Here is a 22,853-nt window from a genome sequence, read left to right on the forward strand (position 1 = left end):
GGTGCGATTTTAGCGCGAATTTCCATGAGCGCTTCGTTTGACTTATCCTAGCGGAACCTACACGTTCGCCAACTACTCTAACTCCCCATGGCCGATAACGACGACAACAAGAAACGCCGCGCGCTTAAACCTATTCCGCCTGAGAGCTTCCCTGTGAAGATGATCCTCATCTGGCTCGCGGTGCTCGCGATGATCTGGATGGTTTACCGATTTAGCGAAAGCAAGTTGCCCACGCCCGCCACGCTGAAGATTCCGCAAGTCGTCGAATACGCGGAGCAAGGCTTGGTCGCCCAAGGTTCGATTCGCGAGGAAGCCAACGGCGGTCGCAACTGGTATACGCTGACCGGCGAGCTCAAAGAAGCGACGTTGCGCGTCGAAGGCGGCACCGCGACGAAATCGTTTGTCGCTTCCGGACGTCTCACCGAGGCGAATGCGGATCGCTTATTGAAATCGTTGGCGTTCACCGAAAAACCCGCGACCACGGCGATGAACCAGCTTTTTGTAAACGTGCTACCGTTCATCATCGTGATCGGGTTGTTGTATTTTCTGTTCGTCCGGCAAATTCGTCAGGCGGGCAAAGGTGCCCTCAGCTTCGGCAAAAGTCGCGCTAAGATGCTGACTCGCGACAAGGACCGGATCATGTTCGCCGATGTCGCCGGCTGCGATGAGGCGAAAGAAGAGGTGAGCGAGGTCGTTGAATTTTTGAAGGAGCCGAAGAAGTTTCAAAAGATCGGCGGACGCATTCCGAAAGGTATCTTGATGGTCGGTCCTCCCGGCACCGGTAAAACTCTTCTCGCCAAGGCGATCGCGGGCGAAGCGGACGTGCCCTTCTTCTCCATCAGCGGTTCTGACTTCGTGGAAATGTTCGTCGGCGTGGGCGCGAGCCGCGTGCGCGATATGTTTGAACAGGGCCGCAAGAACGCGCCGTGCTTGATCTTTATTGATGAAATCGACGCGGTCGGCCGCCAACGTGGCGCGGGTCTGGGCGGTGGAAACGACGAACGCGAGCAGACGCTCAATTCGTTGCTCGTCGAGATGGATGGTTTCGACACCCAAGAAGGTGTGATTATCATCGCGGCGACGAATCGCCCCGATGTGCTGGATAGCGCGTTGCTGCGTCCGGGTCGTTTCGACCGCCAAGTCTCGATCGATTTGCCTGATATCATCGGTCGCGAACAAATTCTCCGCGTCCATGCCCGCAAAATTTCGCTCTCCGAGAACGTTGACCTCGCGGTCATCGCGCGCGGCACGCCCGGCCTTTCCGGCGCGGAACTGGCGAACCTCTTGAACGAGGCCGCGCTGCTCGCCGCCCGTCGCAATAAGAAAAAAGTCGAGATGGCGCACGTCGATGAAGCACGGGATAAAATCCTTTGGGGCCTCTCGCGACGCCGCGTGATGGACGACGCCGAAAAGCGCCTCGTTGCCTGGCACGAAGCCGGCCACGCGATCGTGCAGGCTGTGCTCGATGACGGCACGATGCCGGTGCACAAGGTTACGATCATTCCTCGCGGCCAAAGCCTCGGTAGCACGACTTATCTTCCGACAAAGGATATTCTCACGCAGCCCAAGAAAAAACTGCTCAATCAGATCGCGATGGCGATGGGCGGTCGTATCGCGGAGGAAATGGTCACGGGCGATTTTTCGAACGGCGCTTACGGCGATTTGAAACAAGCGACCCGGATTGCTCGCGCGATGGTGTGCGATTACGGCATGAGCGACCTCGGGCCGGTCGCGATGGGCGAAAACCAAGATACGGTTTTCCTCGGTCGTGATATTACGCGTTCGCAGCAAATCAGCGAAGACACTGCGCGGAAAATAGACGACGCCATTTCCGGCATCCTTCACTCACAGTATAAACGCGCGCAGGAAATCATTGGTGAACACCGCGCGGCTCTCGACAAGATTGCCGGCGCGTTGCTCGAGCATGAGACGATCGAAGGTCGCCACGTGCTGGAGATTGTTCAGCACGGCGAGATTCGCTCGCCCATTTCCAGCGAAAAACCACCGAAGATTCCGCCAGCCTCACCGGCGAAGCCTGCTGATTCGGTGGCCAATCGCGAATCCGATTCGCACGGTGGCACGCCGGCACCGCACCCGGCGTGAGGATAGTGTAATCCATTAGCTTCCAAGCCGGACTTTACGTCCGGCTTTTTTGTGAGAATCGTCTTGGATTGAAGAACTGCCTCCAGCACGCTTCGCGCTTACTTTTATGAATATTTGCTGCATTGGAGCTGGATACGTGGGTGGCCCGACCATGGCGATGATCGCCCTTAAATGCCCGGACATCACGGTGACGGTCGTCGACATGAATGCGACGCGCGTCGCGGCTTGGAATAGCGGAAATCTGCCGATTTTTGAGCCCGGCCTTCAGGAGATCGTGGAAGAATCTCGTGGGCGTAATCTGTTTTTCTCCACGGACGTAGCCGGTCATATTAAGAAGGCTGACATTATTTTCGTGGCCGTGAATACGCCCACCAAAACCTATGGTGTCGGGGCGGGCCGCGCGGCGGATTTGCGGTATATCGAATCAGTGGCGCGCACGATTGCGGAGCATGCCGAAAGCGACAAAATCATCGTCGAAAAATCGACCATCCCGGTGAAAACCGCCGACGCGATCCAGACGATTGTCAGTTCAAATTCCAAAGGTTTGAAATTCCATGTTTTATCTAATCCGGAATTTTTAGCGGAAGGCACGGCCGTCAAAGATCTGCTCAACCCTGACCGCGTGCTCATCGGCGGCGAGCGCACGACTGACGGGGAAAAAGCCATTGAGACGCTGGCGGCGGTTTATGGACGTTGGGTGCCGCGTGATCGCGTGATTACGACGAACCTCTGGTCGTCGGAACTTTCGAAACTGGTGGCCAATGCCTTCCTCGCGCAGCGCATTTCGTCGATCAATTCCATTTCGGCGCTGTGTGAAGCGACGGGTGCTGACGTCGACGAAGTCGCAAATGCGATCGGCAAAGACAGCCGTATCGGTCCGAAATTCCTTAAGAGTTCCGTGGGCTTTGGCGGCTCATGTTTCCAAAAAGATATTCTGAATCTCACGTATCTCTGCGAAAGCTTCGGCTTGCACGATGTCGCGGCCTACTGGACGCAGGTCGTTTCAATGAACGATTGGCAGAAAAAGCGTTTCGCCGGTCGCATCGTGCGCGAACTCTTTAACACGGTTGCCGACAAGAAAATCGCGATCCTCGGCTTTGCATTTAAGAAAGACACGAATGACACGCGCGAATCCGCCGCGATCAACGTGGTGCGCGACCTTCTCTCCGAACATGCCAAGGTCTCCGTTTACGACCCGAAAGTTCCGGCAGACGAAATCAAACACGACACGCTGGGCAAGGGGACGGAGAACCCGCGGCTTACGATCGCGAAAGATGCCTACGAAGCCTGTGCAGGTGCCCACGCGATCGCGATTCTCACCGAGTGGGATGAATTCAAGGCGCTCGATTACGCGAAAATCTATGCGGCGATGCCGAAGCCGGCATTCTTGTTCGATGGTCGTAACATCGTCGATCTCGCGGCGCTTCGGAAAATCGGTTTCCGCGCCTCCGGCATCGGCAAGCCCTGATCAGCTTCGCAAAAACCTGCTACTCAAAGCGGCTTACGAGCCGCTTTTTTATGCCCGCTTGGATTTGCGGGTCAGTAAATTACTTTTGCGGGGCGGTCGCGGCACTGTGCACCTGCGCCGACCATTTTTTGTATTCGGGAGCTTCGTGCTGAAACGCATCTGGATTTTCCGTGGGGCGAAAATAATCGCCGTCGACCAAGGTGGGGAGAATCTCTTCGAGGCGATAGCTGCACGTTTGCACCGACTCTGGCAGTTTTGTCCACACGCGGAAATTGTCCGGGGTGAAGATTTCTCCTTGGGCCAACTCCGTCGCCGCGACGCGTGCGAGCGGTGCAAGTTTGCCGTCCACGCTGATTATTTGGACATGCCATGTGTCGCGGCGTGCGTCCGCGATGAGCGTGAGCGGGCGGGCGTCGCTTTTAGCCCACGCGTAATGACCGGCAACCGCCAGGCTTTGATACGAGAAACAGGGGCGTGGCGCGAGCGCCTGCCACGTGCGCAACGCTGCCGCAACCGTCCGGATGCCGAGCATCGAGCCGGGCCCCTCGCAGAATACAAAAGAACCCACCTCGGCGATTCTTAGGTTGGCCTCCTGCAACGCGGCTTGGGTCAGCGAAAAAAGGCCGGAGCCCGCCTCCTCGACGGCTTCACGCCAGATCGCCGGGGCTTGCAGGCGCAGGAGGCCGACTTGGATGCGCGTTGAAGCAGCATCCAGCACGAGCAAGTTGCCATGACTGGCCAAAAGCTGTGGAAGGGAAGGCATTGCGCGGGCACGTTTGGGTGGGCGAAGGCAAATGTCCATGTTGGTTTCCGGGGTGCGGCGTGACCCAATCTGGCATTGACCAAGAGGGGGTGTGACCTACCTTTGACCGTTCAACGACTCAAAACTGCTTCAATTTTTAATACCGTGAACGTCACTATTACCGAAACAAACCAGACCCGCAAAGTGCTGAATGTCGCGCTCGATAAGAGCGAGGTGGATGCCGAATACCAGAAACTGTTGGGCGAATACACCCGCCAAGTCAGCATCCCCGGTTTCCGTCCGGGCAAAGCTCCCGCGGCGATGGTCGCGCAGCGTTTTGGCAAGCAGCTCAAGGAAGAGTTCAAGAGCCAGGTTGTGGGTAAAGCTTATCGCGATGGCCTCGAGCAATCGAAGCTCGATGTGCTCAACATCGTCGATGTGCAGGAAGGCACCGTCGAAGCGGGCCAGGCAGTCGACGTGAAGATCACGGTCGATGTGCGCCCTGAATTCACGCTGCCGGAATACAACGGCTTGAAGACGGAAATTACTTCCGTCGAGCCGACCGATGCTGAACTCGACACCGTGATCGAAGGCCTGCGCTCTGAGCGCGCCGATTTCAAAGTCGCCGAACGCGCTTCCGCGAAAGGTGACTACGTCCGCTTTGGTTACACCGGCACGCTTGACGGCAAACCGTTGAGCGAAGTCGTGGGTGACAAAGCAATTTACGCGGCCGCTCCCCAAACGTGGGAAGAAGTGGAAGGTGCCAACGAAGGGCTGCTGCCCGGCTTGAGCAAACAAATCGCCGACCTCAAGAAGGACGACAAGAAGACCGTGACGGTCGAATTCCCTGCTGATTTCGCGGCGGTGCTCGCGTTGGCTGGTAAGACCGCTTCCTACGAAATCGAAGTGCAGGAAGTGCGCGAACGCGTGTTGCCTCCGCTCGACGAAGCTTTTTTCAAAGCACAACAAGTTGACGATCTCGCCGGCTTGAAGTCGCAAGTTTCCACGAACTTGAAGATGCGCAAAGAGCACGAGAACCGCGCCGCTCAACGCCGTCAGGTGACCGATGCGCTGCTCGCGGCGGTTGATTTCCCGGTGCCGGAGAGCCTCGTTGCTTCCGAGCGCGATGGCGTGCTTCGCCAGTTCATCGAAGAGAACATGCGCCGCGGCGTTCCGCAGGAGCAGTTTGAAGCGAATAAAAAAGAACTGCACGACAACGCGACGAAGGCCGCTGTCTCGCGCATCAAGGTTCAGCTCATGCTCGCGAAGATCGCCGAGAACGAAAAACTCAAGGTCGACGAAAAAGATTTCAACAACTGGATCATGCGCGAAGCGATGCGCTCAGGCGAACGTCCCGAGAAGCTCGTGAAAGACCTCGGCAAGGATCGCGAACAGCTTCGCGCCATCCAGCAGCAGATCACTTTCGACAAGGCCCTTGATTTTATCGTGTCTAAGGCTACCGTTAACACGGCAACCGCCAACGCATGAGCTATTACGTCCCAATCGTCCTCGAAAATACCGGCCGCGGAGAGCGGTCGATGGATATCTACAGCCGTCTGCTGAAAGACCGCATTATTTTTATCGGTTCACCCATCGATGATGGCGTGGCCAATGTGGTTATCGCGCAGATGCTGTTTCTCCAGATGGAGGACCCGAAGAAGGACATTCAGCTCTACATCAATTCGCCTGGCGGCGTCGTGACCGGTGGCATGGCCATCTACGACACGATGAACTTCCTCCAGTGCGACATCGTCACGTATTGCATCGGCATGGCCGCGAGCATGAGCACCGTGCTCCTCGCTGCCGGCACGAAGGGCAAGCGCTTCGCGCTGCCAAACAGCCGCGTGATGATCCACCAGCCTTCGGGTGGCGCCGGCGGCCAGCAGGCCGATATCGCCATCCAAGCGCGCGAGATTCTCCGCTGGCGCCAGACCTTGAACGAAACCATCTCCCGCCACACGGGCAAAACCATCGACCAAGTGGAGAAGGATTCGGATCGTGATTATTATCTCAGCGCCGACGAAGCGAAGGCTTACGGTATTGTGGATCACGTGATCACTTCTACGCGCGACATTAAGCAACTCGTCCCGAGCGCCGCTTAAGTTTAAGCGTTCGTTTTTGTTACAACTGGCTTAGCACGGGAAAATCCCTCGACTAACGCCCGTCCTTACTGACTATTTCCACATGGCCAAATCTTCGCGCATGACCCTGTGCTCGTTCTGCGGCAAATCGCAGGCGGAAGTCCGCAAGATCATTGCGGGCCCGGGCGTTTATATCTGCGATTCGTGCGTCAATGTCTGCAAGACGATCATCGACCGTGAAGTAAAGTCGGCCGGCAATGCCACGGGCACGACGCCCGAAGCCGGCGCCAAACCGGCATTTCGTTTGGTCAAGCCGGCGGAAATTAAGAAAGTGCTGGACGATCACGTGATCGGTCAGGACCACGCCAAGAAGGTTTTGTCGGTCGCGGTTTACAATCACTACAAGCGACTGAATTTCGATGCCGGATCCGGCAACCACCGTGACGCGGCTTCGATGCCGGCGGAGTTCACCGATGTCGAAGTCGAGAAGAGTAACATCCTACTCGTTGGCCCGACTGGTTCCGGCAAGACGCTGCTGGCTCGTTCGCTGGCGCGCATCCTTGATGTGCCGTTTGCGATCTCCGACGCCACCACGCTGACCGAAGCCGGTTACGTGGGCGAAGACGTGGAGAACGTCGTGCTGCGCCTCCTGCAGTCCGCGAACTACGACGTCAAGAAAGCTGAGTGCGGCATCATCTACATCGACGAAATCGACAAGATTCGCCGCACCACGGAAAATGTTTCCATCACGCGTGACGTGTCTGGTGAAGGTGTGCAGCAAGCGCTGCTGAAAATTCTCGAAGGCACGACGTGCAACGTCCCCCCTCAAGGCGGCCGCAAACATCCGAATCAAGAATACATTCAGGTTAACACCTCGAACATCCTCTTCATTTGCGGTGGCGCGTTTGTCGGTTTGAACGACGTGATCAAAAAACGCCTCGGACAGCGCTCGCTCGGATTCCACTCGAATGACAAGGACCGGGAGCTTTCCCCGGAGGAAATGATGCGCGCGGTGGCCCCGGAGGATTTGATTCGCTTCGGAATGATTCCAGAGTTCATCGGCCGCCTGCCTGTGATCTCGATGCTCGACGAACTCAAGGTCGCCGATCTGGAAAAGGTGCTCCTGAGCACGAAGAATTCGATGGTGAAACAGTATTCCAAACTGTTCGCGATGGACGGCGTGCAACTGCGTTTCACCCGCGACGCGCTGGTCGCGATCGCTAAGCGAGCCATTGAGCTCAAGACCGGCGCTCGCGCGCTGCGTGCGATCATCGAGAAAATCATGCTCGAGGTCATGTATGATATCCCGCACCGCGATGATATCGCCGAGGTGATCATCGACCGAGCCGTCGTGGAAGGCCGCCGCAAACCGCAGGTCAAAAAGCTGGCGCGCCCGACGTCAGCTGACACGAAAGACGCCGCTTAAGCTGCGTCTTCCAAATGGATAAAAAGGCGCGATTTGAATCGCGCCTTTTGTTTTTAGCGAAGTCGAGCAAACGCCCGCCAAGCCCAAGATAATTACCAGTTAAAGCTTTCGTCTTTAGAAATCGATTTCGCGAACGCGACGAAGAGCTTTACGCAGTTTTCCACGTCTTCCAAATCCACGACCTCACTCGGCGTGTGCATGTAACGCAGTGGAATCGAAATCAGTCCGCAGGCGACGCCGCCGCGGGCCATTTGGATGGCACGAGCATCGGTGCCGGTCGGACGCGGGTCGGCTTCGAGTTGAATCGGGATTTTGTGCTTCTTCGCGACTTCAACGATGCGTTGATAAACTTTGGGATTAATATTCGGACCGCGGCAAACGATCGGGCCGGCGCCGAGTTTTGTTTCTCCGAATTTGCGCGGATCGCAATCGGGGTGGTCGGTCGCGTGACCGACGTCGACCGCCAGCGCCACGTGCGGATCGACGGCAAACGCCGACGTCTGCGCGCCGCGCACGCCGATTTCTTCCTGCGTCGTGGCGACCGAAACGAGTTTGGCATTCAGTTTCGCGTTTTCCTTCGCGAGGCGGATGAGCGCTTCGCCGACGACGTAAGCGCCGACTTTGTTGTCGAATGCGCGCGCGGTGCCGACGCTGCCGTTGATCAATTCGAATTCGTGGTCGTAGGTGGCGACGTCGCCGATGGAAACGCGTTCGAGTGCGTCGGCTTTCGATGTCGCGGCGATGTCGATCCAGATCTCGTGGATTTCCGGCACCTTTTTGCGGTCAGATTCTTCCATCAGGTGAATCGCGCGTTTGCCCGTCACGCCTTTGACTGGGCCGTTGGTGGTTTGGATGATGACGCGGCGACCCGAGATGATGCTGCGGTCGTGACCGCCGATGGTGTCAAAATAAAGATAACCGTCTTTGTTGACGTAGGTGATGATGAGGCCGAGCTCGTCCATGTGGCCGGCGAACATCACGGTCGGGGCGCCTTTTTTATTCAACGTGGCGAGGCGGCAACCGAGGGCGTCTTTCTCGTAAGTGTCGGCGTGTGGTTTCACGAACTTATCGTAAACCGCCTGGGCTTGGGCTTCGGCGCCGGAGGGCGATTTGGCTTTGAGCAGTTCGGTGAGAAACGCGGGCGCTTGGTAGTCGGGCATGGGGAAAACTGAACGCGAAACAGCACGGTGTCGCAAAAGAAAAAGGCGCGTCGTGAAACGCGCCTTTCGTGAAAATTTAATTCCAGTCTCACTTCGTGACCGTGACTGGAATCGAGCTGTCGCCGGCGCTGCTTTTGAAGAAAAGCGAGCCGGTGCCGGGCTGACCGCCTTGCACGGGTATGGTGACGCTTGAAAGGCCGGCCTGCACGATGACCTCGGGCAAGATGATGCTCGCAGCAATGTCCGTCGTGACGTCGATCAGCATGCCGCCGGACGGAGCCGGTTGCGGGATCGTGAAGGTCAACGACTGTTGCTCACCTTGGCGGAGCGAGAGCGCGGAAGGGGAAACTTGGAAAGTGATGCCATCGACGCGGAAGGTGCCGACGTCGAGATTCGCACCCGAACCGACGACGCTGAGTTTGTAGCTACGGCCTGCGGCCAACGCCGGCACGAAGAAACTGAGTGAACTCGGCGATTCGAACACCGTGCGAGCGGGCTCGCTATCGAAATAGACGATGTCCGAACTCGTGAAACCGGCGCCGAGGACGCTTACGCGCGAACCGACCGGAGCGCGGGTCGCCTCGGAGCGGAGCACGTAACGGCCCACAATTTTCAAATTTTGCAGCTCGGAATAAACCTCTGTCGGCATGCTGGAGGTCTGACCTTCGGTGCGGAAATCACAGATGAAATAATACGAGGCCGAGGTGCGACCGGCGGGGAGTTGGTAGTCGAATTCCCAGATATCACCGTTCACCGCGCTGTGGTTCATCTTGTAGCTGGAGCCGTCGATAATGATGCGCGGATTGATCGAATCGCGAAGGATATGCTGGGTCTTTGGCTGGAAGCTCGCGGTGATCGTGTAGATTTGCGACGGGTTCGCCGGAACGGTCGCGGGCGTCAGGTTGGTGATGCTGAAATTGCAGCCCGTAAGGACGAGTAACGTCGCCGCGACCAGAAGGGCGGAAAAAATTCTGCTCGCGTGAGAGAAGGGAGTCTTTTGCATGGGAATAATCGATTGCGGATGCCGCGTAGGCCGTTGGCAGATCGTAAATTGACTCACTTCATAATGGTTGGGTTCCTCCCAGAGCAAGAAAAAGCTCAGTCACCACTGGGCCTGTATCTGCACGTGCCGTTCTGCGCGACGACGTGCGACTTTTGCGCGTTCTACCAGACCGTGCCGAAAGGCGACGCGGTTAAACGCTACTTGGACGGAGTCGCGCGCGAGGCGTTGTTGGTTCCTTGGAACGGAAAACGGATCAGCACGGTATTTTGGGGCGGCGGCACGCCCGGGTTGTTAAAGCCCGCTGAAATCGAAGCATTGGGGCAAACCGTGCTGCGTCATGCGGGCGGGCAACCCATTGAATGGACGGTCGAACTCGCGCCCGCCACGGTGACGCCGGATCGGCTGGCGATGTTAAAGCAACTCGGGGTGACGCGCATCTCGATGGGCGTGCAAAGTTTCGATGCGCCGTTACTCGATGCGCTTGGTCGGCAGCACACGCCGGAGCAGATTTATCGGGCTTACGATCTGATTCGTGCACAGGGTTTTCAAAGCGTTAATCTCGACCTGATGTTCGCGCTGCCGAATCAGACGGAAACGCAATGGCGGGCGGATTTGGATGAAGCCATCCGTCTCGCGCCGGATCATCTTTCGACGTATTGCCTGACGTTCGAAGAAGACACGGCGATGTGGATCAAGCTTTCGCAAGGCAAAGTGAAACTCGATGTGGCGAAGGAAGCAGTGTTCTACCAACACACGTGGGATTACCTCAACGCGGCCGGTTACGGGCAGTATGAGGTGTCGAATTTCGCGCGGCGCGGTCACGCGTGCCTGCATAATCTCAACACGTGGAATATGCACGAATGGGTCGGTCTCGGCCCATCGGCGGCTTCGCAACATGCCGGCTGGCGCTCAGGCAATCCTGCTGATCTCGGCTTGTGGCTGGCTGATGTCGACGCCGGCAAACGTGCGACCAGCGACCGCGTGGAACTCACGCCGGGCTTGCTTGCGGAAGATGCCGTGATCTTTGGCCTGCGCATGAATGCGGGCGTGTCGCTGCCGCAATTGCGCAAACGTTTTCCGACTGCTGCGTGGAGCGGACTGGAAGATTTACTGCCGAAACTCTTGATTGAAGGCTTGCTCGTGACGACGCCGGAAGGGCGCATCAGCCTGACGGATCGCGGGCGTTTGGTGGCTGACGCAATCGGAGCGGAAATTCTTGAGGCTTTCGAAACCTCCGCAAAGGTAGCCGCCGAATGAACTGCCGCCGCGTTTTGCCAAGCTTCGCCGGAATGCTGATCGTGGCGTTGCTCGCCGGGTGTCAGACGGCCGATAAACCGAAGGATTACGCGCCACTTGTGGCCCGCTTTTTCCTCGAAGCGAAACCGACCGAAACCGGTGTGGCACTCCCACTGCCGGTGAGTGGAGTCAGTGTGACGGTTAACCCGAAACCGATCATCGTCGAATACGATATCGTGAACGCCGAAGTCGCTAAAGTAGATCTCGGCGCGTGCCTGATGCTGCAACTGACGCCGGCGGCGACGCGCGATTTTTACCGGCTTTCGGTCTCGAATATAGGGCGTCGTCTCGTCCTTTCTCTCAATGATTCGCCGGTCGGCGCGCGCCGGATTGAGCAAGCGACTGCCGACGGTGTCGTTTTAATTTTTGTGGAATTACCTGATGCGGAGCTGCCGGAAATCGTCGGTCGCCTCAAACGCACCTCGCTCGATATCGCGCGGGCCGCCGCCAAAAAGAAATAATGATATTCGGCCTCCGCATTTTTTGGATTTTCGCCTGCATCAGCGTGACGCTCGTCGCGCAGCGTATCGACATCAGCTGGCCGACTCCGAACCGCGCGTGGGAGCAGGGCAAATCCTACGACGCGTGGGTGCAGCCCACGGTTTCCGGACAACTGGAGTCGGGTTTGTTCGGTTCGGTGCGGAGCAATGGCACCCAGTTTCACGAGGGCTTGGATATTCGCCCGGTGACGCGCGATTCGAAAGGTGAAGCGGCCGATAAGGTCACGGCGGCGATGTCGGGTGTCGTGCGGCACGTGAGCATTTCTCCCGGCAACAGTAGTTATGGTCGCTACATCGTGATCGAGCATCCGGATGTGCAACCGGCGGTTTACACGCTTTACGCGCACCTCGCCAAAGTCGAACCCGGCATTGCGCGCGGCAAATCCGTTAAGCAGGGGCAGGTGCTCGCGACGATGGGGCGCAGCGCGGGCGGCTATGCGATTCCGAAGGATCGCGCGCATTTGCATTTTGAGATTGGTCTTGTTGGCACGGAAAATTTTCAAGCGTGGTATAACTGGAGAAAATTCGGCAGTCCGAACCAGCACGGCGATTACAACGGCATGAATCTGCTCGGCCTCGATCCGATGGATTTTCTGTCCAAATGGCGCACGCGCAAAGTCGATAATTTCGACCAGTATTTCTCACGCATGGATTCGGCGGTGCGCTTCCGCATCGTGACGAGCCGCCGGCCGGATTTTATCGTGCGTTATCCGGCGTTGTTGAAAAAAGAAATTCCCCTCGGCCTCATCGGTGGCTGGGAAGTGCAGTTGAGCGTGACAGGTTTGCCGTTCTCGTGGACGCCGCTGACGCCGGCGGAAGTCGCGGGCAAACGCGCAGGCTCGGTCGAGATTTTGGAAGTGGATAATCCCGCTCTCCGCCGCGCTCGCGGCAAAACCCTCGTGCGTCCGAAAGGGTCGGGCTACATCCCCGGTTCGGACATGACGACGATACTCCAGTTGGTATTCGGGCAACGCTGAGGTGAGCTGTGCGCTAACGCGCTCTCGCTAGGATTCCAACGTCAGCTCTGCGGCTTCAACTGCCCGAGCAAATGCTGGAACTCGGGATTTTTTTTCAAGATTTCCAAATCGGGATCCTGCTGCATCCAGTCGACGTCGTCATAGCCAAGCGAAACCGCTTTGCGCAGCGAGCGCAGCGCGTCGGGACGCTTTTTGCAGAGCGCCAGGCTGCACGCCAAATTGTAGTGCGCGGTCGCGTTCTCCGGTTCGAGGCGCACCAGCTTACGGTCCATTTTGAGTCCATCGGCGATGCGGCCAACTTTCGTGTAAAGTCCACCGAGCAGACCGACGATATCTACGTAGCTCGGGCAGCGGCGGTGCACCGCTTCATAAAACTCGATTTCAAATTGGGTATCGTGTTTCGACGTCTTGGACATGGTTACTTGGCAACGCGATGCGGGCACAAGCCGGTCTGGCGTTGCGCAATGCACTGAGCGCTCACTTGGAGACGCTGGGTAATGGGTTTGAGACCCAGCTTCAACGACACCGTGCTGCCATACCATTCCATGAACGGCGCGCTGATCTCGAAAATCTTGTCGCAATCCACACAGACGACTTGGGCGACTTGCGAATTCGTGCCGCTGGCCGGCAGATAAAATTTTTCTCCGGAGCCGATGTCCACTTCGCGCAGGATTTGGCTTTCCGTCATCAACGGCAGCGTGCGATACACCGTGGCTCGAGAAACTGAATCGTCGATTGCGCGGGCCTTGTCCAAAAGCTGCTCCGCCGTGAAATGCTCCTTCTGCGCAAACGCCGCATCGAAGATCGCGAGCCGCTGGTTGGTTACACGGAGACCTTGCTTGGTCAGGTAGGCTTGAAATTTATCGCGGGAAGCTTCGAAACTCACTGGCAGAATGTCGGCGGGGCGCTTTGGCTCTGTCAACTCGTAACAAGGCACCGGAAACACGTTGCCACGGGTCAGCTGGCGCCCTCATTTGAGGCAATGATTGTCGGCGTTCAGCCATTGGCGGGCTTTGATAAGCTCCTGCACTACAAGGTGCCGGAGACGCTCGTCGCTGCCGTGCGCCCCGGCTCGCTCGTGCGCGTGCCGATCATGAACCGCTCGCATCTGGCGATGGTGTTGGAAATTAACGCCGTGCCCGACGTGCCGGTGGCGAAATTAAAACTGGTCAGCGCGGCGCTGCATGAATTTCCCGCGTTGACCCCCGATCTCATCCACCTCGCGAGGTGGATGCACAATTACTACGCGGCGCGCATGGAGAGCGTGTTCGAGGCGATGATTCCCGGCGCCGTGCGCGACGGCACTCGGCTTAAGCAGGAGAAATACCTGACGGTGCCAAAAACGGTTAACCCCGACGAACTCGCCGCGATCCGCAAAAAAGCCCCGCAGCAAGCGCGCTTGATCGAGTTTCTCCAGCAGCAGTTTCGTCCGGTGAAAAAATCACTCGTGCTGTCGCGACTCGACGTGACCGCGGCCGTTGCGGCTGCCCTGGTGAAACGCGGGTTGGTGCACGAAGAAACCCGCTTCATCGAACGCGTCGCTTACGCCGACAATTGGACGGGGGGAGAAGTCGTCACCGGATTGCCGCCGACGCTGAACGAAGAGCAATCCACCGTCGTCGACTCCGTGGGTGCGAGCCTTGCGAAGCAGAAATTCCAAGTGCATCTGCTCAAAGGCGTCACCGGCTCTGGAAAAACCGAGGTGTATCTCCGCCTGATCGAAAAGGTATTAGCGTCGGGCGGCAGCGCGATCTACCTCGTGCCGGAGGTCGCCCTCACGCCGCAAACCGTGGCGCGTCTGCGGGGACGTTTCGAAGCGGCCGGCCATCGCACCGTGGTCTGGCACAGCCACCTGAGCGAAGGCGAACGCCTCGATGGTTGGAACGCGCTCGCGAAAGGCGAGGCACGCGTCGTCGTTGGGGCGCGCTCGGCGGTATTCGCGCCGGTGCAAAATTTGCAGCTCATCGTCGTCGACGAGGAACACGAGCCCGCCTACAAACAGGACGAAACCCCGCGCTACCATGGTCGCGACGTCGCGGTGTATCGCGCGAAGCTGGCGAGTGCGGTGTGTTTGTTAGGCTCGGCCACGCCGTCGCTGGAATCGTTCGAAAATGTGCGCTCGGGCAAATACCTGCTCAACACGATGACGAAGCGGGTGGACGACAAAAAGATGCCCGACATCCACATCGTCGACATGCGCATCGAGATCATGCGGCAACGTGGCCTCGTGACCCTTTCGCGTAAGCTGGTGGACAAGATGCAAGGTCGCTTCGAGCGGAAGGAGCAGATGATTTTGTTCATCAATCGCCGCGGTTATTCGTCGAGCATGCAGTGCCGCAAGTGCGGCCATGTGGAGACGTGCCCGCATTGCAGTGTGTCGATGACGTATCATCGCGCTGACGAGACGCTCAAGTGTCACCTCTGCGGTCATCAACGTGGCGCACCGTCGGTGTGCCCTAGTTGCGCGGCGCCGGATATTCGCTGGCGCGGCCTCGGCACGCAGCGGGTGGAGGAGGCGGTTCGGCGCGTGTTGCCCCGCGCGCGCCTCGAACGCATGGACACGGATACGATGTCGAAAAAACACCGTTTCCGCGAAATCCTCGGTGATTTCCGCGCGGGTAAAATCGATATTCTGATCGGCACGCAAATGATCGGCAAGGGGCTCGATTTCCCTAACGTAACGCTCGTTGGCTTAGTAGATGCGGATCTTTCGATGCACGTGCCGGATTTCCGCGCGAACGAGCGCACGTTCCAACTGCTCGTGCAAGTGGCGGGCCGCGCTGGGCGGGGCGATCGCTCGGGCGAAGTCGTGGTGCAAACGTTCTCGCCGCAGGCCGACGCGATCCAGTTTGCGAAGCAATCCGACTTTGACGGTTTCGCTGCGGCCGAGTTGGAGATGCGGAAAAAATTCAACTACCCGCCGTATCGGCACCTTATCCATCACATTTTTCGCGGGCCGAATCCGGAGAAGATCATGTTCTTCGCCGAGCATTGGGCGAAACAAGTCGAGAAGGCGCTCGGCGACGCGGTGGAAATTCGCGGCCCGACGCCTTCGCCCATTGAGAAAGCGAAGGACGAGTATCGTTTCCAAATTTGGTATTTCTGCGCCCGTGCGACGAAGGTCGTGCCTGAACTCGTGCGCCTGCAGGCCGAGGTCAAATGGCCTGACGACGTCACCCAAGTGCTCGACGTCGATCCGATGAGCTTGATGTGACGCTTGCTTTAAAAGCGTCGAACTCACGGCAACTACTTAGGTATTAATTGAAGAGGCGTTATGGCTTTACGTGTGAACTTGGTTGGGCGATCTCGGTCGGTGTGAGCTGCATGATGTCGAACGCTGGTATCCTTCGTTGCCTGATCGCGTTATTTTTAGCGTGTGGGTTGATTACGGACGGATCGGCGAGAGGAATATCTTCGAAGCGAATTCTCGCCGCGATTCTCAAACAGACTCCCGAGCCGGAAATTGTGTCTGGTCGTCCCATGGAGGCGGCGGAGTATTTCGCGCGAACGATGGGGCCTGAGGTGGGTGTGTTCTGGGGGACAGGAGATTCGATGGAGCCGATGTATGCGCACAACACGGCGCTCGTCGTCGCTGAGGCTGACTATGAAAACCTCAAAAAGGGCATGACCGTGATCTATCTGGATTCACGTGGAATGCGCGTTGCGCATTGTATCGTGGGCGAAACCAAAGGCGGTTACATCATGCAGGGAATCGGCAACTCCCGAGAGGACGACGCATTGTTGACGCCGAATAATTTTGTCGGAGTGATCGTGAAAGCTTTCGCTTCGTCGCGAACGGAATTTTTCGCTGCCACCCGATCGAAGCTTGGTCGGGAAAAATCACTGACCGCACGCGGTCTGAACTCTGAGACGACCTACGCAGCCTCTGAATACCACGAAGTCGCGCAGGATGATCGATGAACTGATTCGCGTTAGGGCGTTAGCCCATCCGGGCTTGGCCCGCGGGCTTGATGGCGGGTCTTTTTCGGAGCAACCACCATAACGAGAGCATATCGAGCAGCGGTCGCCACGCGAAGGTGCCGAAGCCATATTTCGAGATGCCGGTGCGGCGCTCGCGATGTTCGACGGCGATTTCAGTGATGCAAAAACCGCCGGCGACCGCAAATGCGGGCATGAACGAATAGAGCGAACGGATCGGCCAGAAAGATGCTGCGACTTCCCGCCGAAAAATTTTCAACGCGCAACCGCTGTCCTTGAGGTAATCACCGAGCATCGATCCGCGCACCGTATTCGCAACGCGCGACATCGCCCGCCGCAGCCACGTGTCGCGCCGCGTGGCTCGAATACCGACCACCATGTCGAAGTGTCCAGAGACCGCGATGAGTGAGGGAATATCGCCGGGAGCATTTTGTCCGTCGCCATCCATGGTGATAATCCACGCGCCGCGACTTTCAGCAAAGCCACGCAGCAAGGCGGCGGCCTGGCCTTGGTTTCGCTCCATTGAAATCACGCGACAAGCCGGCCAGTTTCGCGCGGCGAGCGACAATTGCTCCACGGTGCGGTCGAGGCTGCCGTCGTCGATGGCGAGCACTTCGTAAGGAGCGCCGATTTTTTCCATGACGGTTTTCACTTCCGCGAGCAACGGGCCGGCCGCGCCTTCCTCGTTATAAAACGGGACGACGACGCTGTAGGTCGGTTGGGTGGAATGGCTCATGGTGTTTGCAACGCCGCGATAAACTTTCTCCAAGCGGAAAATGGATTGGTTTCATCCGCGGTTTGCAGCGCGGAGAGTGCCTTGCTAAAAGTCGCTTCGTCAACGCGAACGATGGAAACGAGGCCGGCGGCATCAGCGCGAATGAGAGTCGCGTGGGACGACGTTAATGTCTCCAGAAAGGCTCTTTGATGCACCCACTGGCCGGGAGAGAAATAAGTGTTGGGTGAAGCCAGGATCGGTTTTGCCGTGGGGGGAGTGAAGGGTGGCTGCAGCGCAAACGGCGTTGCCCATGACCACATGGCGACACCCTCGAAGACGTCAGGTGTGTCGATCAACAGGACTTCATTTTTCCCTAGCTTGGGAATTTCGGCGTGAATTGATTCGATGAGTCGTTCGGAAAGTTTTGCGGAGTGACGCCACGCGGCGGCGGTTTGGTCGAAACAGGCGAGGTGATAGAGCATCACCACGACGCTCGCTCCGCATGCCCACCAGCGTTTCGCGGAAAATGTGGTGAGCCACACCCCGAGCGCGATGCTGAGTCCCGCGGACGCCAGATAAAGGTGGCGCGGCGAAAAATAACTCGCGGCCGCCATCGGGAGCGTCGCAATCAAATACCAGACAAGCCCGTAGCATGCCCACGCGCGCCAACGGGGAGTCGTCGGCCCGCGCCAGTGCCACAGGGCCAAAATGGCGATCGATAAAAACCCAGCCATGACGACGAGGGGTGTGGCGATGGCCGCGAGTTGTGGCCGGTAGTCGCGACCAAAGTCATACAAGGGCGTCCAATACCAGCGAAGGTAGTCGAATTGCCGTTCGGCAAATTCAGCGCTGAACAAAGCAGTGCTCTGCGAGCGGCCCGCCATGGAACTAAAGGCAATATGCCGGCAGACGGCGACGATGACGACGATGACGACGCATCCCACGAAAAGGTGCAGTGCGTGTCGGCGCCAGGCAGACGTGAGTGCCGTTCGGAAGAAAATCGCCCATGCGGCGATGGCGAGCGGCGCGGTGAGACAGAACTCCTTGGAAAAACATCCGATGCCGAAACTGGCGATGGAAAGCGCCAGCCATTTCACATTCGAGGACTGGCGGAGGTAAGTCGCTCCGCAAAAAAAGCAGCCCAGGTAAGCGAGCGTGCCCAGTAAATCGACGCGTCCAGTAATCCAAGCGACCGGCTCGGCATGAGTGGGATGCCACGCAAATAAAACTGCCGCGATGCAACCGGCCCAAAGTCGAGCTTCGTGGAGTCTCCACACGATGAGGAAAACCAGCAGCGCGCAGCCCGTGTCCAAAAAGAAATTAGTGAGGTGGTAACCGAGGGGATTCGTGCCCCACAGCGCACCGTCGATGAGAAACGTAAGCGCTGCGAACGGGCGTAACTCAGGTAGCACTGCGCCCCACACTCCGCCTGACCAGTCGTTCACGAACAAACTCGGCCATTCTGAGAACTTTAACTGGATGAACCGCCCGACATACGCGAAATCGTCGCCCAGAAAATACCTGTCCATCGTCGACCACGCGGCGCGCAGCGTCGCGGCGACGACCAACGTGAGCGCGATCAAGACGCGTGCAGGTGATTCCCGGCGCGGCGACGTGCCGTCGGAGTGTGCAGCCGGATTTTTCACCAGAGGATCAACCGCGCCATCACCAGCGGACTTTGAATCAGGCAGAGTAATAAAAACCAGCCGGCGATGATACAGAGAGAGGGTCGATCAGGCTGGATGAACAATAATCCCAGTGCGCACGGCGGAATCAAGTAACGCGGATCAACGAGCCCGTTTGAGAGCAGCAGGGCGACGCCGAAAGGCGCGATCAAGAACAACTCGCGGGCGTAACGCTGGCCGCGCAGTGCAACGCCCAGCGCGACCGGGACCAAAACCAACAGCAGGCTCGAAATTGCTTTGAGCGCCACGAAGCGATCGATGCCGACAATCGGCCAGTTGCGCAGGAGGATGCGGGCGCAAGGCGGCTCGTCCCAAAATAACGGCTGATTCCAAGGATGAGGATTGCGGTAAGTGAGGAAAAAAATGGCGGCGAGCCCGACCGCACCGATAGCTGCGACGACGATGGAGGTGCGACGATGCAGCCATCGGTTCCGCAAAAACTCAAAACTTCCCCGCAGCAGCGAAGGCCACAACGGCAGGCAAAAAAATGCGATTAAAACCGCCGCGAAGTGCAGCGTGGCGATATTGGGATCGGGTTTGTTTCCGTGAATCGATCCGACCGTCAACCGTCCGGCGTAGAGCACGATGCCGGCAGAGGTGACCAGTAGCAGCAGTAACCAGCGATTGCGTTCGATGAATTCCAGCCATGCGGCGCGCTGCGCCATCCGGTTTACCATTCGCTGCTCACGCTCGGGAAAAAATATCTGCGCCGCGTCTGCAACCAAAAGAAAGGCCGCCCATACGAGGCAGGTTTGCCTGATAAAGCAGGCTCCCACCAGCAGCAGCGCTGAAAGCGGACGCTGTCCGGAAAAATGCGCCCAAAACGCCGCGAAGAGCAAGGCCATCGCCGGCACATCGGTGTAAGCCATGGCCGTGAACGGTTGCATGACCGGCAGCAACGCGAGGAGCAAAGTCGCTCCGCCCGGATGCGAACCATGCAGTTGCCGCCAAGCTCCCGCGAACGCGATCAGGCCGGCGCAGGCGAACCCTAGTGTAACGAGGCGTGCATCGGTTAACGTGGGCAGGCCGGCGGTGAGCCAGATGACTGAAAAATGATAACCGGGAAGATTGGGCAGCGCTGCGGGCACGCCCGGCCTCGTGAAAAAGAAATGCAAAATCGCCTCGAACTGCCCCGGCTCATCCACCAGGCCGGGATTGTTGTAGCCAATATAACAAGCGCCCCAAATGAGGGTGATGACAAACGCGAGAACGAAGCTGATGCGGTGGAAGCGCAGGTCGGGGGTCGCCGGTGTGTCTAGCCAACGCATGTGATGAATCTGCTAGCAAGGCGGAGCGGGATAGGGGCTCAATCCCAAAGCGCATTTCGCACGTCGGTGGCGCGTCACTCTGAAAACGCGTGTGCGCTCCGCAGCGAATCCCGTTCGAATCGAAACGTGAGCTCAGGGTCGGACGCCGAGCACGCCGCTTTTTGAGGATACGACGCTCGCCGCTACTTTGGCGGCGGTTTTCAAGGCGGCAGCGAAATCGGTTTTTTTGACCAGCGCGGCGAGCAGGGCGCCGTTGAAACTATCGCCGGCGCCGACGGTGTTGATGACGCGCACGCGTTTCGCCGGAAAGTGCACTGCTTTGGTTTCGCCAGCGGGCACCCACCAGGCGCCTTTCGAGCCGTTTTTGATGACGATGTGGCCCGCGTGATGCATCCGCAGTGCGTGAATGGCAGCGGAAATTTTTCCGGATGATTTGGTCAATTGCGCAGCTTCGTGCGCATTAGCCAGCAGCAGATCAAGGTGGGCAAACACCGGCGCGAGATCGGCGGTCGCCCATTTTTGACTGAGCAATGGGCCGATATCGAGCGCGGTCAACGTGCCGCGGGCGCGAAGCGATTTAAATGTCGCAGCCATGGCTTTCACGGGCGGATGCGGCCAACCGCACACGAGCAACGCGCGCGGCGCGACCGCGTTCGCAGCGTAACGCGGCAACGTCGCCGGTTCTCCGGCATAGAAGAAAGTCGCGCGCTCATGCCGAGCATTGGCGGCCGTGACATTGATCGCAGTCGCGCCTTGGCGGGTGGTCGGTCTGAGTGCGCAGCCGGCGGATTGCAGCCAACTCGCTGCGATGTTACCGAACGAATCGGCGCCGATTCGCGTGTGGAGTGTCACGTCGGCGCCGCAGCGCGCGGCGACGTAGGCGGCGTTGGCGCCGTTTCCGCCGAGCGTCACGAGCGGTGGAGTGTTAAGCAGAACGAGATTCGTCGACGTAAATTCGGTGTGTCGCGGCCATTGCGGCAGGTGGCCCACTCGGGGAAAAATCACATCGACCACCGTGCCGCCAAGAATTGCCAGACTCATGGGATTAATAGCCGGAAGGAGTTGAGATCTCGGGATGGGACGACTCGGTTTCGTGGAGATTGGGGTTCTTGGAACTCAGATGCTTTTTATAAAATGAGGGAAACCAATCGCGACCAGGTTTCTTGAGATCTTCGTCCTTCATGCGGTCGTAGTCTGGACGCACGCGGTCGTAGACGGCGAGCATCGCTTCGCGGTCGCCGTAGTGCGGTTCCAACCAGCGTCGGCCGATGGCAGCGTGCAACACTTCATCGGCCCAATCGAAATCTTGAAACACGGTCGCCAGCTCGTCGCCGCCGGCTTTGGCGAGCGCGACTTCGCTTTGCTTGCCGGATTTTCCCATGAGGCCTTGTTCGATGCCCCAGAGAAACGCGTAGCGATCGGCGGGGCTGAGTTTCGTGTTGGGATATTCGGCGAAACCGACGTGCGTGGGAATCTGCGTGATGTCGATGCCTTGGGAAACAAACGCAACTTCACCGAGCAAACAGTGCCGCGTCTCGTCCCAAAGATGGCGCGCGAGGTCGTGATAAAATTCCCAAGGCTGGCCTTTCCAGTCGGCGATCACCGACGCAATCAGTTCCGAGACGTGCATTTCATTGAGGCGCACATCCATCATCCACCACAGCCGTTCGTGCACCGGGCGCGCAGCATCCGGCACGACGCCGCGCGATTTCCAGACGTGCGCAAACCGATCGTCGCGACGCGGCACTTGCGAGATGGGTGCGAGTGGCGTGGTGGCGCGCGCAGGCGGCAATTGCACGATTTCAATTCTTGGAGATTCGCCGTGAATACCTCCGGCGAACGCGAGGTAAGCGGTTAAATGAGTCTTCCACGCATCGGCAGCGTTGCGTGCTGCCGGCGTTGCGTGCTGCCGCAACGTTGCGAGCGCAGACTCGCCCCACTCGAGTTGGGCTTCTTCTTCATCGAGCACCCACTTGATCAAGCGGCGCGTGGGGTGATCGGCGAGCGGATGACTGTCGGCAAGGTATTCGCGCAGCGCCGCGACCGTGGCGCGTTTCAACACGTCGTAAACGCCCGTGACGAATTCGAGCGAATCGCGCGAAGCCCGCAACTCCGCCACGAAGCCGGCCAACGCTTCGTCCGGGACGCGGTCGAGGTTGTGCGGCGGGGTGCGCATCTGCGTGATGCGCGTGCGAAACCATGTGGAGTGCTCCGCTTCCTGCCACAAGTGCAGCGAAATGGCGCTTTTCAGTTCCCACTCGGGCAGTTGGTTGAAGTGCGTGGAAAAATTAAACAGCGACTGGGCTTTCAGGTAAACGTAGCGGCGCAGGCGCAGCACGCTGCGGTCGACCGAAATGCCCGGCTGGGCTCCGGCTGCGTGGGAACACACGCCGGCGAGGGGAGGGAGCGAAGGGTAGGAAGGCAGGCTCATGCGCTAATTTAGCATGGGGAGTCAGGTCTGTCTTGCCGTTGCCTGACATTTTTTGGTGT

The 22,853-nt window shown here is 58.3% G+C and carries 20 protein-coding genes; 10 read left to right on the top strand and 10 right to left on the bottom strand.

Features of this window, described 5'->3' with window-relative positions; translation table 11 throughout:
• Nucleotides 1–87: 87 nt before the first annotated feature.
• Together ftsH and ACRRQW_RS14515 are read left to right on the top strand one after the other, a co-directional pair.
• Nucleotides 88–2,103, top strand: a complete 2,016-nt coding sequence (ftsH, locus tag ACRRQW_RS14510) for an ATP-dependent zinc metalloprotease FtsH (RefSeq protein ID WP_438482278.1) — start codon at nt 88–90, stop codon at nt 2,101–2,103.
• A 106-nt stretch (nt 2,104–2,209) separates the two neighbouring features.
• A complete protein-coding gene (locus ACRRQW_RS14515; RefSeq protein ID WP_438482279.1) occupies nt 2,210–3,571 on the top strand; it encodes a UDP-glucose 6-dehydrogenase in 1,362 nt (453 codons plus the stop codon).
• Nucleotides 3,572–3,650: 79 nt separating this feature from the next.
• Here ACRRQW_RS14515 and ACRRQW_RS14520 read toward each other — a convergent pair whose 3' ends face one another.
• Nucleotides 3,651–4,334 carry a peptidase M22 gene (locus ACRRQW_RS14520; RefSeq protein WP_438482280.1) on the bottom strand — a complete coding sequence of 228 codons (684 nt, stop codon included), beginning with the start codon at nt 4,332–4,334 and terminating at the stop codon, nt 3,651–3,653.
• Nucleotides 4,335–4,478: 144 nt separating this feature from the next.
• Between ACRRQW_RS14520 and tig the strand changes: the two genes are divergently transcribed.
• From tig to clpX, 3 genes are all read left to right on the top strand, one after another.
• Nucleotides 4,479–5,801 (top strand): trigger factor, encoded by a 1,323-nt coding sequence (gene tig, locus ACRRQW_RS14525; RefSeq protein ID WP_438482281.1) that lies wholly within the window; start codon nt 4,479–4,481, stop codon nt 5,799–5,801.
• Complete coding sequence (locus ACRRQW_RS14530) at nt 5,798–6,415, top strand: ATP-dependent Clp protease proteolytic subunit (protein ID WP_438482282.1); 618 nt, start codon at nt 5,798–5,800, stop codon at nt 6,413–6,415. The genes tig and ACRRQW_RS14530 overlap by 4 nt, the downstream gene beginning before the upstream one ends.
• Before the next feature lie 82 nt (nt 6,416–6,497).
• On the top strand, nt 6,498–7,820 hold the full coding sequence (clpX, locus tag ACRRQW_RS14535) for an ATP-dependent Clp protease ATP-binding subunit ClpX (protein ID WP_438482283.1): 1,323 nt from the start codon (nt 6,498–6,500) through the stop codon (nt 7,818–7,820).
• A 92-nt stretch (nt 7,821–7,912) separates the two neighbouring features.
• Here the strand turns inward: clpX and ACRRQW_RS14540 are convergent, their stop codons facing one another.
• On the bottom strand, nt 7,913–8,980 hold the full coding sequence (locus ACRRQW_RS14540; RefSeq protein ID WP_438482284.1) for a M42 family metallopeptidase: 1,068 nt from the start codon (nt 8,978–8,980) through the stop codon (nt 7,913–7,915).
• 88 nt (nt 8,981–9,068) lie between these two features.
• Entirely contained in the window at nt 9,069–9,983 is a 915-nt protein-coding gene (locus ACRRQW_RS14545; protein ID WP_438482285.1) for an IPT/TIG domain-containing protein, read from the bottom strand.
• Nucleotides 9,984–10,046: 63 nt separating this feature from the next.
• Here ACRRQW_RS14545 and hemW point away from each other — a divergent pair, with 63 nt between their 5' ends.
• From hemW to ACRRQW_RS14560, 3 genes are read left to right on the top strand one after another with little or no spacing between them, the layout of a single operon-like run.
• The gene (hemW, locus tag ACRRQW_RS14550; RefSeq protein WP_438482286.1) at nt 10,047–11,240 is read left to right on the top strand and encodes a radical SAM family heme chaperone HemW; all 1,194 of its coding nucleotides are present in this window, start codon (nt 10,047–10,049) and stop codon (nt 11,238–11,240) included.
• Nucleotides 11,237–11,740, top strand: a complete 504-nt coding sequence (locus ACRRQW_RS14555; RefSeq protein WP_438482287.1) for a hypothetical protein — start codon at nt 11,237–11,239, stop codon at nt 11,738–11,740. Before hemW ends, ACRRQW_RS14555 begins: the two co-directional genes overlap by 4 nt.
• A complete protein-coding gene (locus tag ACRRQW_RS14560; RefSeq protein ID WP_438482288.1) occupies nt 11,740–12,756 on the top strand; it encodes a M23 family metallopeptidase in 1,017 nt (338 codons plus the stop codon). Before ACRRQW_RS14555 ends, ACRRQW_RS14560 begins: the two co-directional genes overlap by 1 nt.
• Before the next feature lie 41 nt (nt 12,757–12,797).
• On the opposite strand, the gene ACRRQW_RS14565 is transcribed toward ACRRQW_RS14560, so the two are convergent.
• Both ACRRQW_RS14565 and ACRRQW_RS14570 read right to left on the bottom strand, forming a co-directional pair.
• The gene (locus ACRRQW_RS14565; protein WP_438482289.1) at nt 12,798–13,172 is read right to left on the bottom strand and encodes a TPR end-of-group domain-containing protein; all 375 of its coding nucleotides are present in this window, start codon (nt 13,170–13,172) and stop codon (nt 12,798–12,800) included.
• Between the two features lie 2 nt (nt 13,173–13,174).
• Nucleotides 13,175–13,642, bottom strand: a complete 468-nt coding sequence (locus tag ACRRQW_RS14570; protein WP_438482290.1) for a Fur family transcriptional regulator — start codon at nt 13,640–13,642, stop codon at nt 13,175–13,177.
• Nucleotides 13,643–13,738: 96 nt separating this feature from the next.
• On the opposite strand from ACRRQW_RS14570, the gene priA reads away from it, so the two are divergent.
• Together priA and ACRRQW_RS14580 are read left to right on the top strand one after the other, a co-directional pair.
• Nucleotides 13,739–15,970 carry a replication restart helicase PriA gene (gene priA, locus ACRRQW_RS14575; protein ID WP_438482291.1) on the top strand — a complete coding sequence of 744 codons (2,232 nt, stop codon included), beginning with the start codon at nt 13,739–13,741 and terminating at the stop codon, nt 15,968–15,970.
• Between the two features lie 251 nt (nt 15,971–16,221).
• Nucleotides 16,222–16,677 (top strand): hypothetical protein, encoded by a 456-nt coding sequence (locus tag ACRRQW_RS14580; protein WP_438482292.1) that lies wholly within the window; start codon nt 16,222–16,224, stop codon nt 16,675–16,677.
• A 19-nt stretch (nt 16,678–16,696) separates the two neighbouring features.
• Here the strand turns inward: ACRRQW_RS14580 and ACRRQW_RS14585 are convergent, their stop codons facing one another.
• The 5 genes from ACRRQW_RS14585 to ACRRQW_RS14605 form a co-directional block, all read right to left on the bottom strand.
• Nucleotides 16,697–17,431 carry a glycosyltransferase family 2 protein gene (locus ACRRQW_RS14585; protein WP_438482293.1) on the bottom strand — a complete coding sequence of 245 codons (735 nt, stop codon included), beginning with the start codon at nt 17,429–17,431 and terminating at the stop codon, nt 16,697–16,699.
• A complete protein-coding gene (locus ACRRQW_RS14590; RefSeq protein WP_438482294.1) occupies nt 17,428–19,056 on the bottom strand; it encodes a hypothetical protein in 1,629 nt (542 codons plus the stop codon). Before ACRRQW_RS14590 ends, ACRRQW_RS14585 begins: the two co-directional genes overlap by 4 nt.
• Nucleotides 19,053–20,363, bottom strand: coding sequence for a hypothetical protein (locus tag ACRRQW_RS14595; RefSeq protein ID WP_438482295.1), 1,311 nt, complete (start codon nt 20,361–20,363; stop codon nt 19,053–19,055). The genes ACRRQW_RS14590 and ACRRQW_RS14595 overlap by 4 nt, the downstream gene beginning before the upstream one ends.
• Nucleotides 20,364–20,495: 132 nt before the next feature.
• Complete coding sequence (locus ACRRQW_RS14600) at nt 20,496–21,404, bottom strand: carbohydrate kinase family protein (protein ID WP_438482296.1); 909 nt, start codon at nt 21,402–21,404, stop codon at nt 20,496–20,498.
• Between the two features lie 4 nt (nt 21,405–21,408).
• Complete coding sequence (locus tag ACRRQW_RS14605; RefSeq protein WP_438482297.1) at nt 21,409–22,794, bottom strand: hypothetical protein; 1,386 nt, start codon at nt 22,792–22,794, stop codon at nt 21,409–21,411.
• Nucleotides 22,795–22,853 lie beyond the last annotated feature (59 nt).

The organism is Oleiharenicola lentus (genome assembly GCF_051660365.1).
In the GTDB taxonomy this organism is placed as follows: domain Bacteria; phylum Verrucomicrobiota; class Verrucomicrobiia; order Opitutales; family Opitutaceae; genus Lacunisphaera; species Lacunisphaera lenta_A.

What these genes read in the sequence shown, in the direction of transcription:
- ftsH (WP_438482278.1), top strand. Translation starts at nt 88, where the DNA reads ATGGCCGATAACGACGACAACAAGAAACGCCGCGCGCTTAAACCTATT.
- ACRRQW_RS14515 (WP_438482279.1), top strand. Translation starts at nt 2,210, where the DNA reads ATGAATATTTGCTGCATTGGAGCTGGATACGTGGGTGGCCCGACCATG.
- ACRRQW_RS14520 (WP_438482280.1), bottom strand. Translation starts at nt 4,334, where the DNA reads ATGCCTTCCCTTCCACAGCTTTTGGCCAGTCATGGCAACTTGCTCGTG.
- ACRRQW_RS14530 (WP_438482282.1), top strand. Translation starts at nt 5,798, where the DNA reads ATGAGCTATTACGTCCCAATCGTCCTCGAAAATACCGGCCGCGGAGAG.
- clpX (WP_438482283.1), top strand. Translation starts at nt 6,498, where the DNA reads ATGGCCAAATCTTCGCGCATGACCCTGTGCTCGTTCTGCGGCAAATCG.
- ACRRQW_RS14540 (WP_438482284.1), bottom strand. Translation starts at nt 8,980, where the DNA reads ATGCCCGACTACCAAGCGCCCGCGTTTCTCACCGAACTGCTCAAAGCC.
- ACRRQW_RS14545 (WP_438482285.1), bottom strand. Translation starts at nt 9,983, where the DNA reads ATGCAAAAGACTCCCTTCTCTCACGCGAGCAGAATTTTTTCCGCCCTT.
- hemW (WP_438482286.1), top strand. Translation starts at nt 10,047, where the DNA reads ATGGTTGGGTTCCTCCCAGAGCAAGAAAAAGCTCAGTCACCACTGGGC.
- ACRRQW_RS14555 (WP_438482287.1), top strand. Translation starts at nt 11,237, where the DNA reads ATGAACTGCCGCCGCGTTTTGCCAAGCTTCGCCGGAATGCTGATCGTG.
- ACRRQW_RS14560 (WP_438482288.1), top strand. Translation starts at nt 11,740, where the DNA reads ATGATATTCGGCCTCCGCATTTTTTGGATTTTCGCCTGCATCAGCGTG.
- ACRRQW_RS14565 (WP_438482289.1), bottom strand. Translation starts at nt 13,172, where the DNA reads ATGTCCAAGACGTCGAAACACGATACCCAATTTGAAATCGAGTTTTAT.
- priA (WP_438482291.1), top strand. Translation starts at nt 13,739, where the DNA reads ATGATTGTCGGCGTTCAGCCATTGGCGGGCTTTGATAAGCTCCTGCAC.
- ACRRQW_RS14585 (WP_438482293.1), bottom strand. Translation starts at nt 17,431, where the DNA reads ATGAGCCATTCCACCCAACCGACCTACAGCGTCGTCGTCCCGTTTTAT.
- ACRRQW_RS14595 (WP_438482295.1), bottom strand. Translation starts at nt 20,363, where the DNA reads ATGCGTTGGCTAGACACACCGGCGACCCCCGACCTGCGCTTCCACCGC.
- ACRRQW_RS14600 (WP_438482296.1), bottom strand. Translation starts at nt 21,404, where the DNA reads ATGAGTCTGGCAATTCTTGGCGGCACGGTGGTCGATGTGATTTTTCCC.
- ACRRQW_RS14605 (WP_438482297.1), bottom strand. Translation starts at nt 22,794, where the DNA reads ATGAGCCTGCCTTCCTACCCTTCGCTCCCTCCCCTCGCCGGCGTGTGT.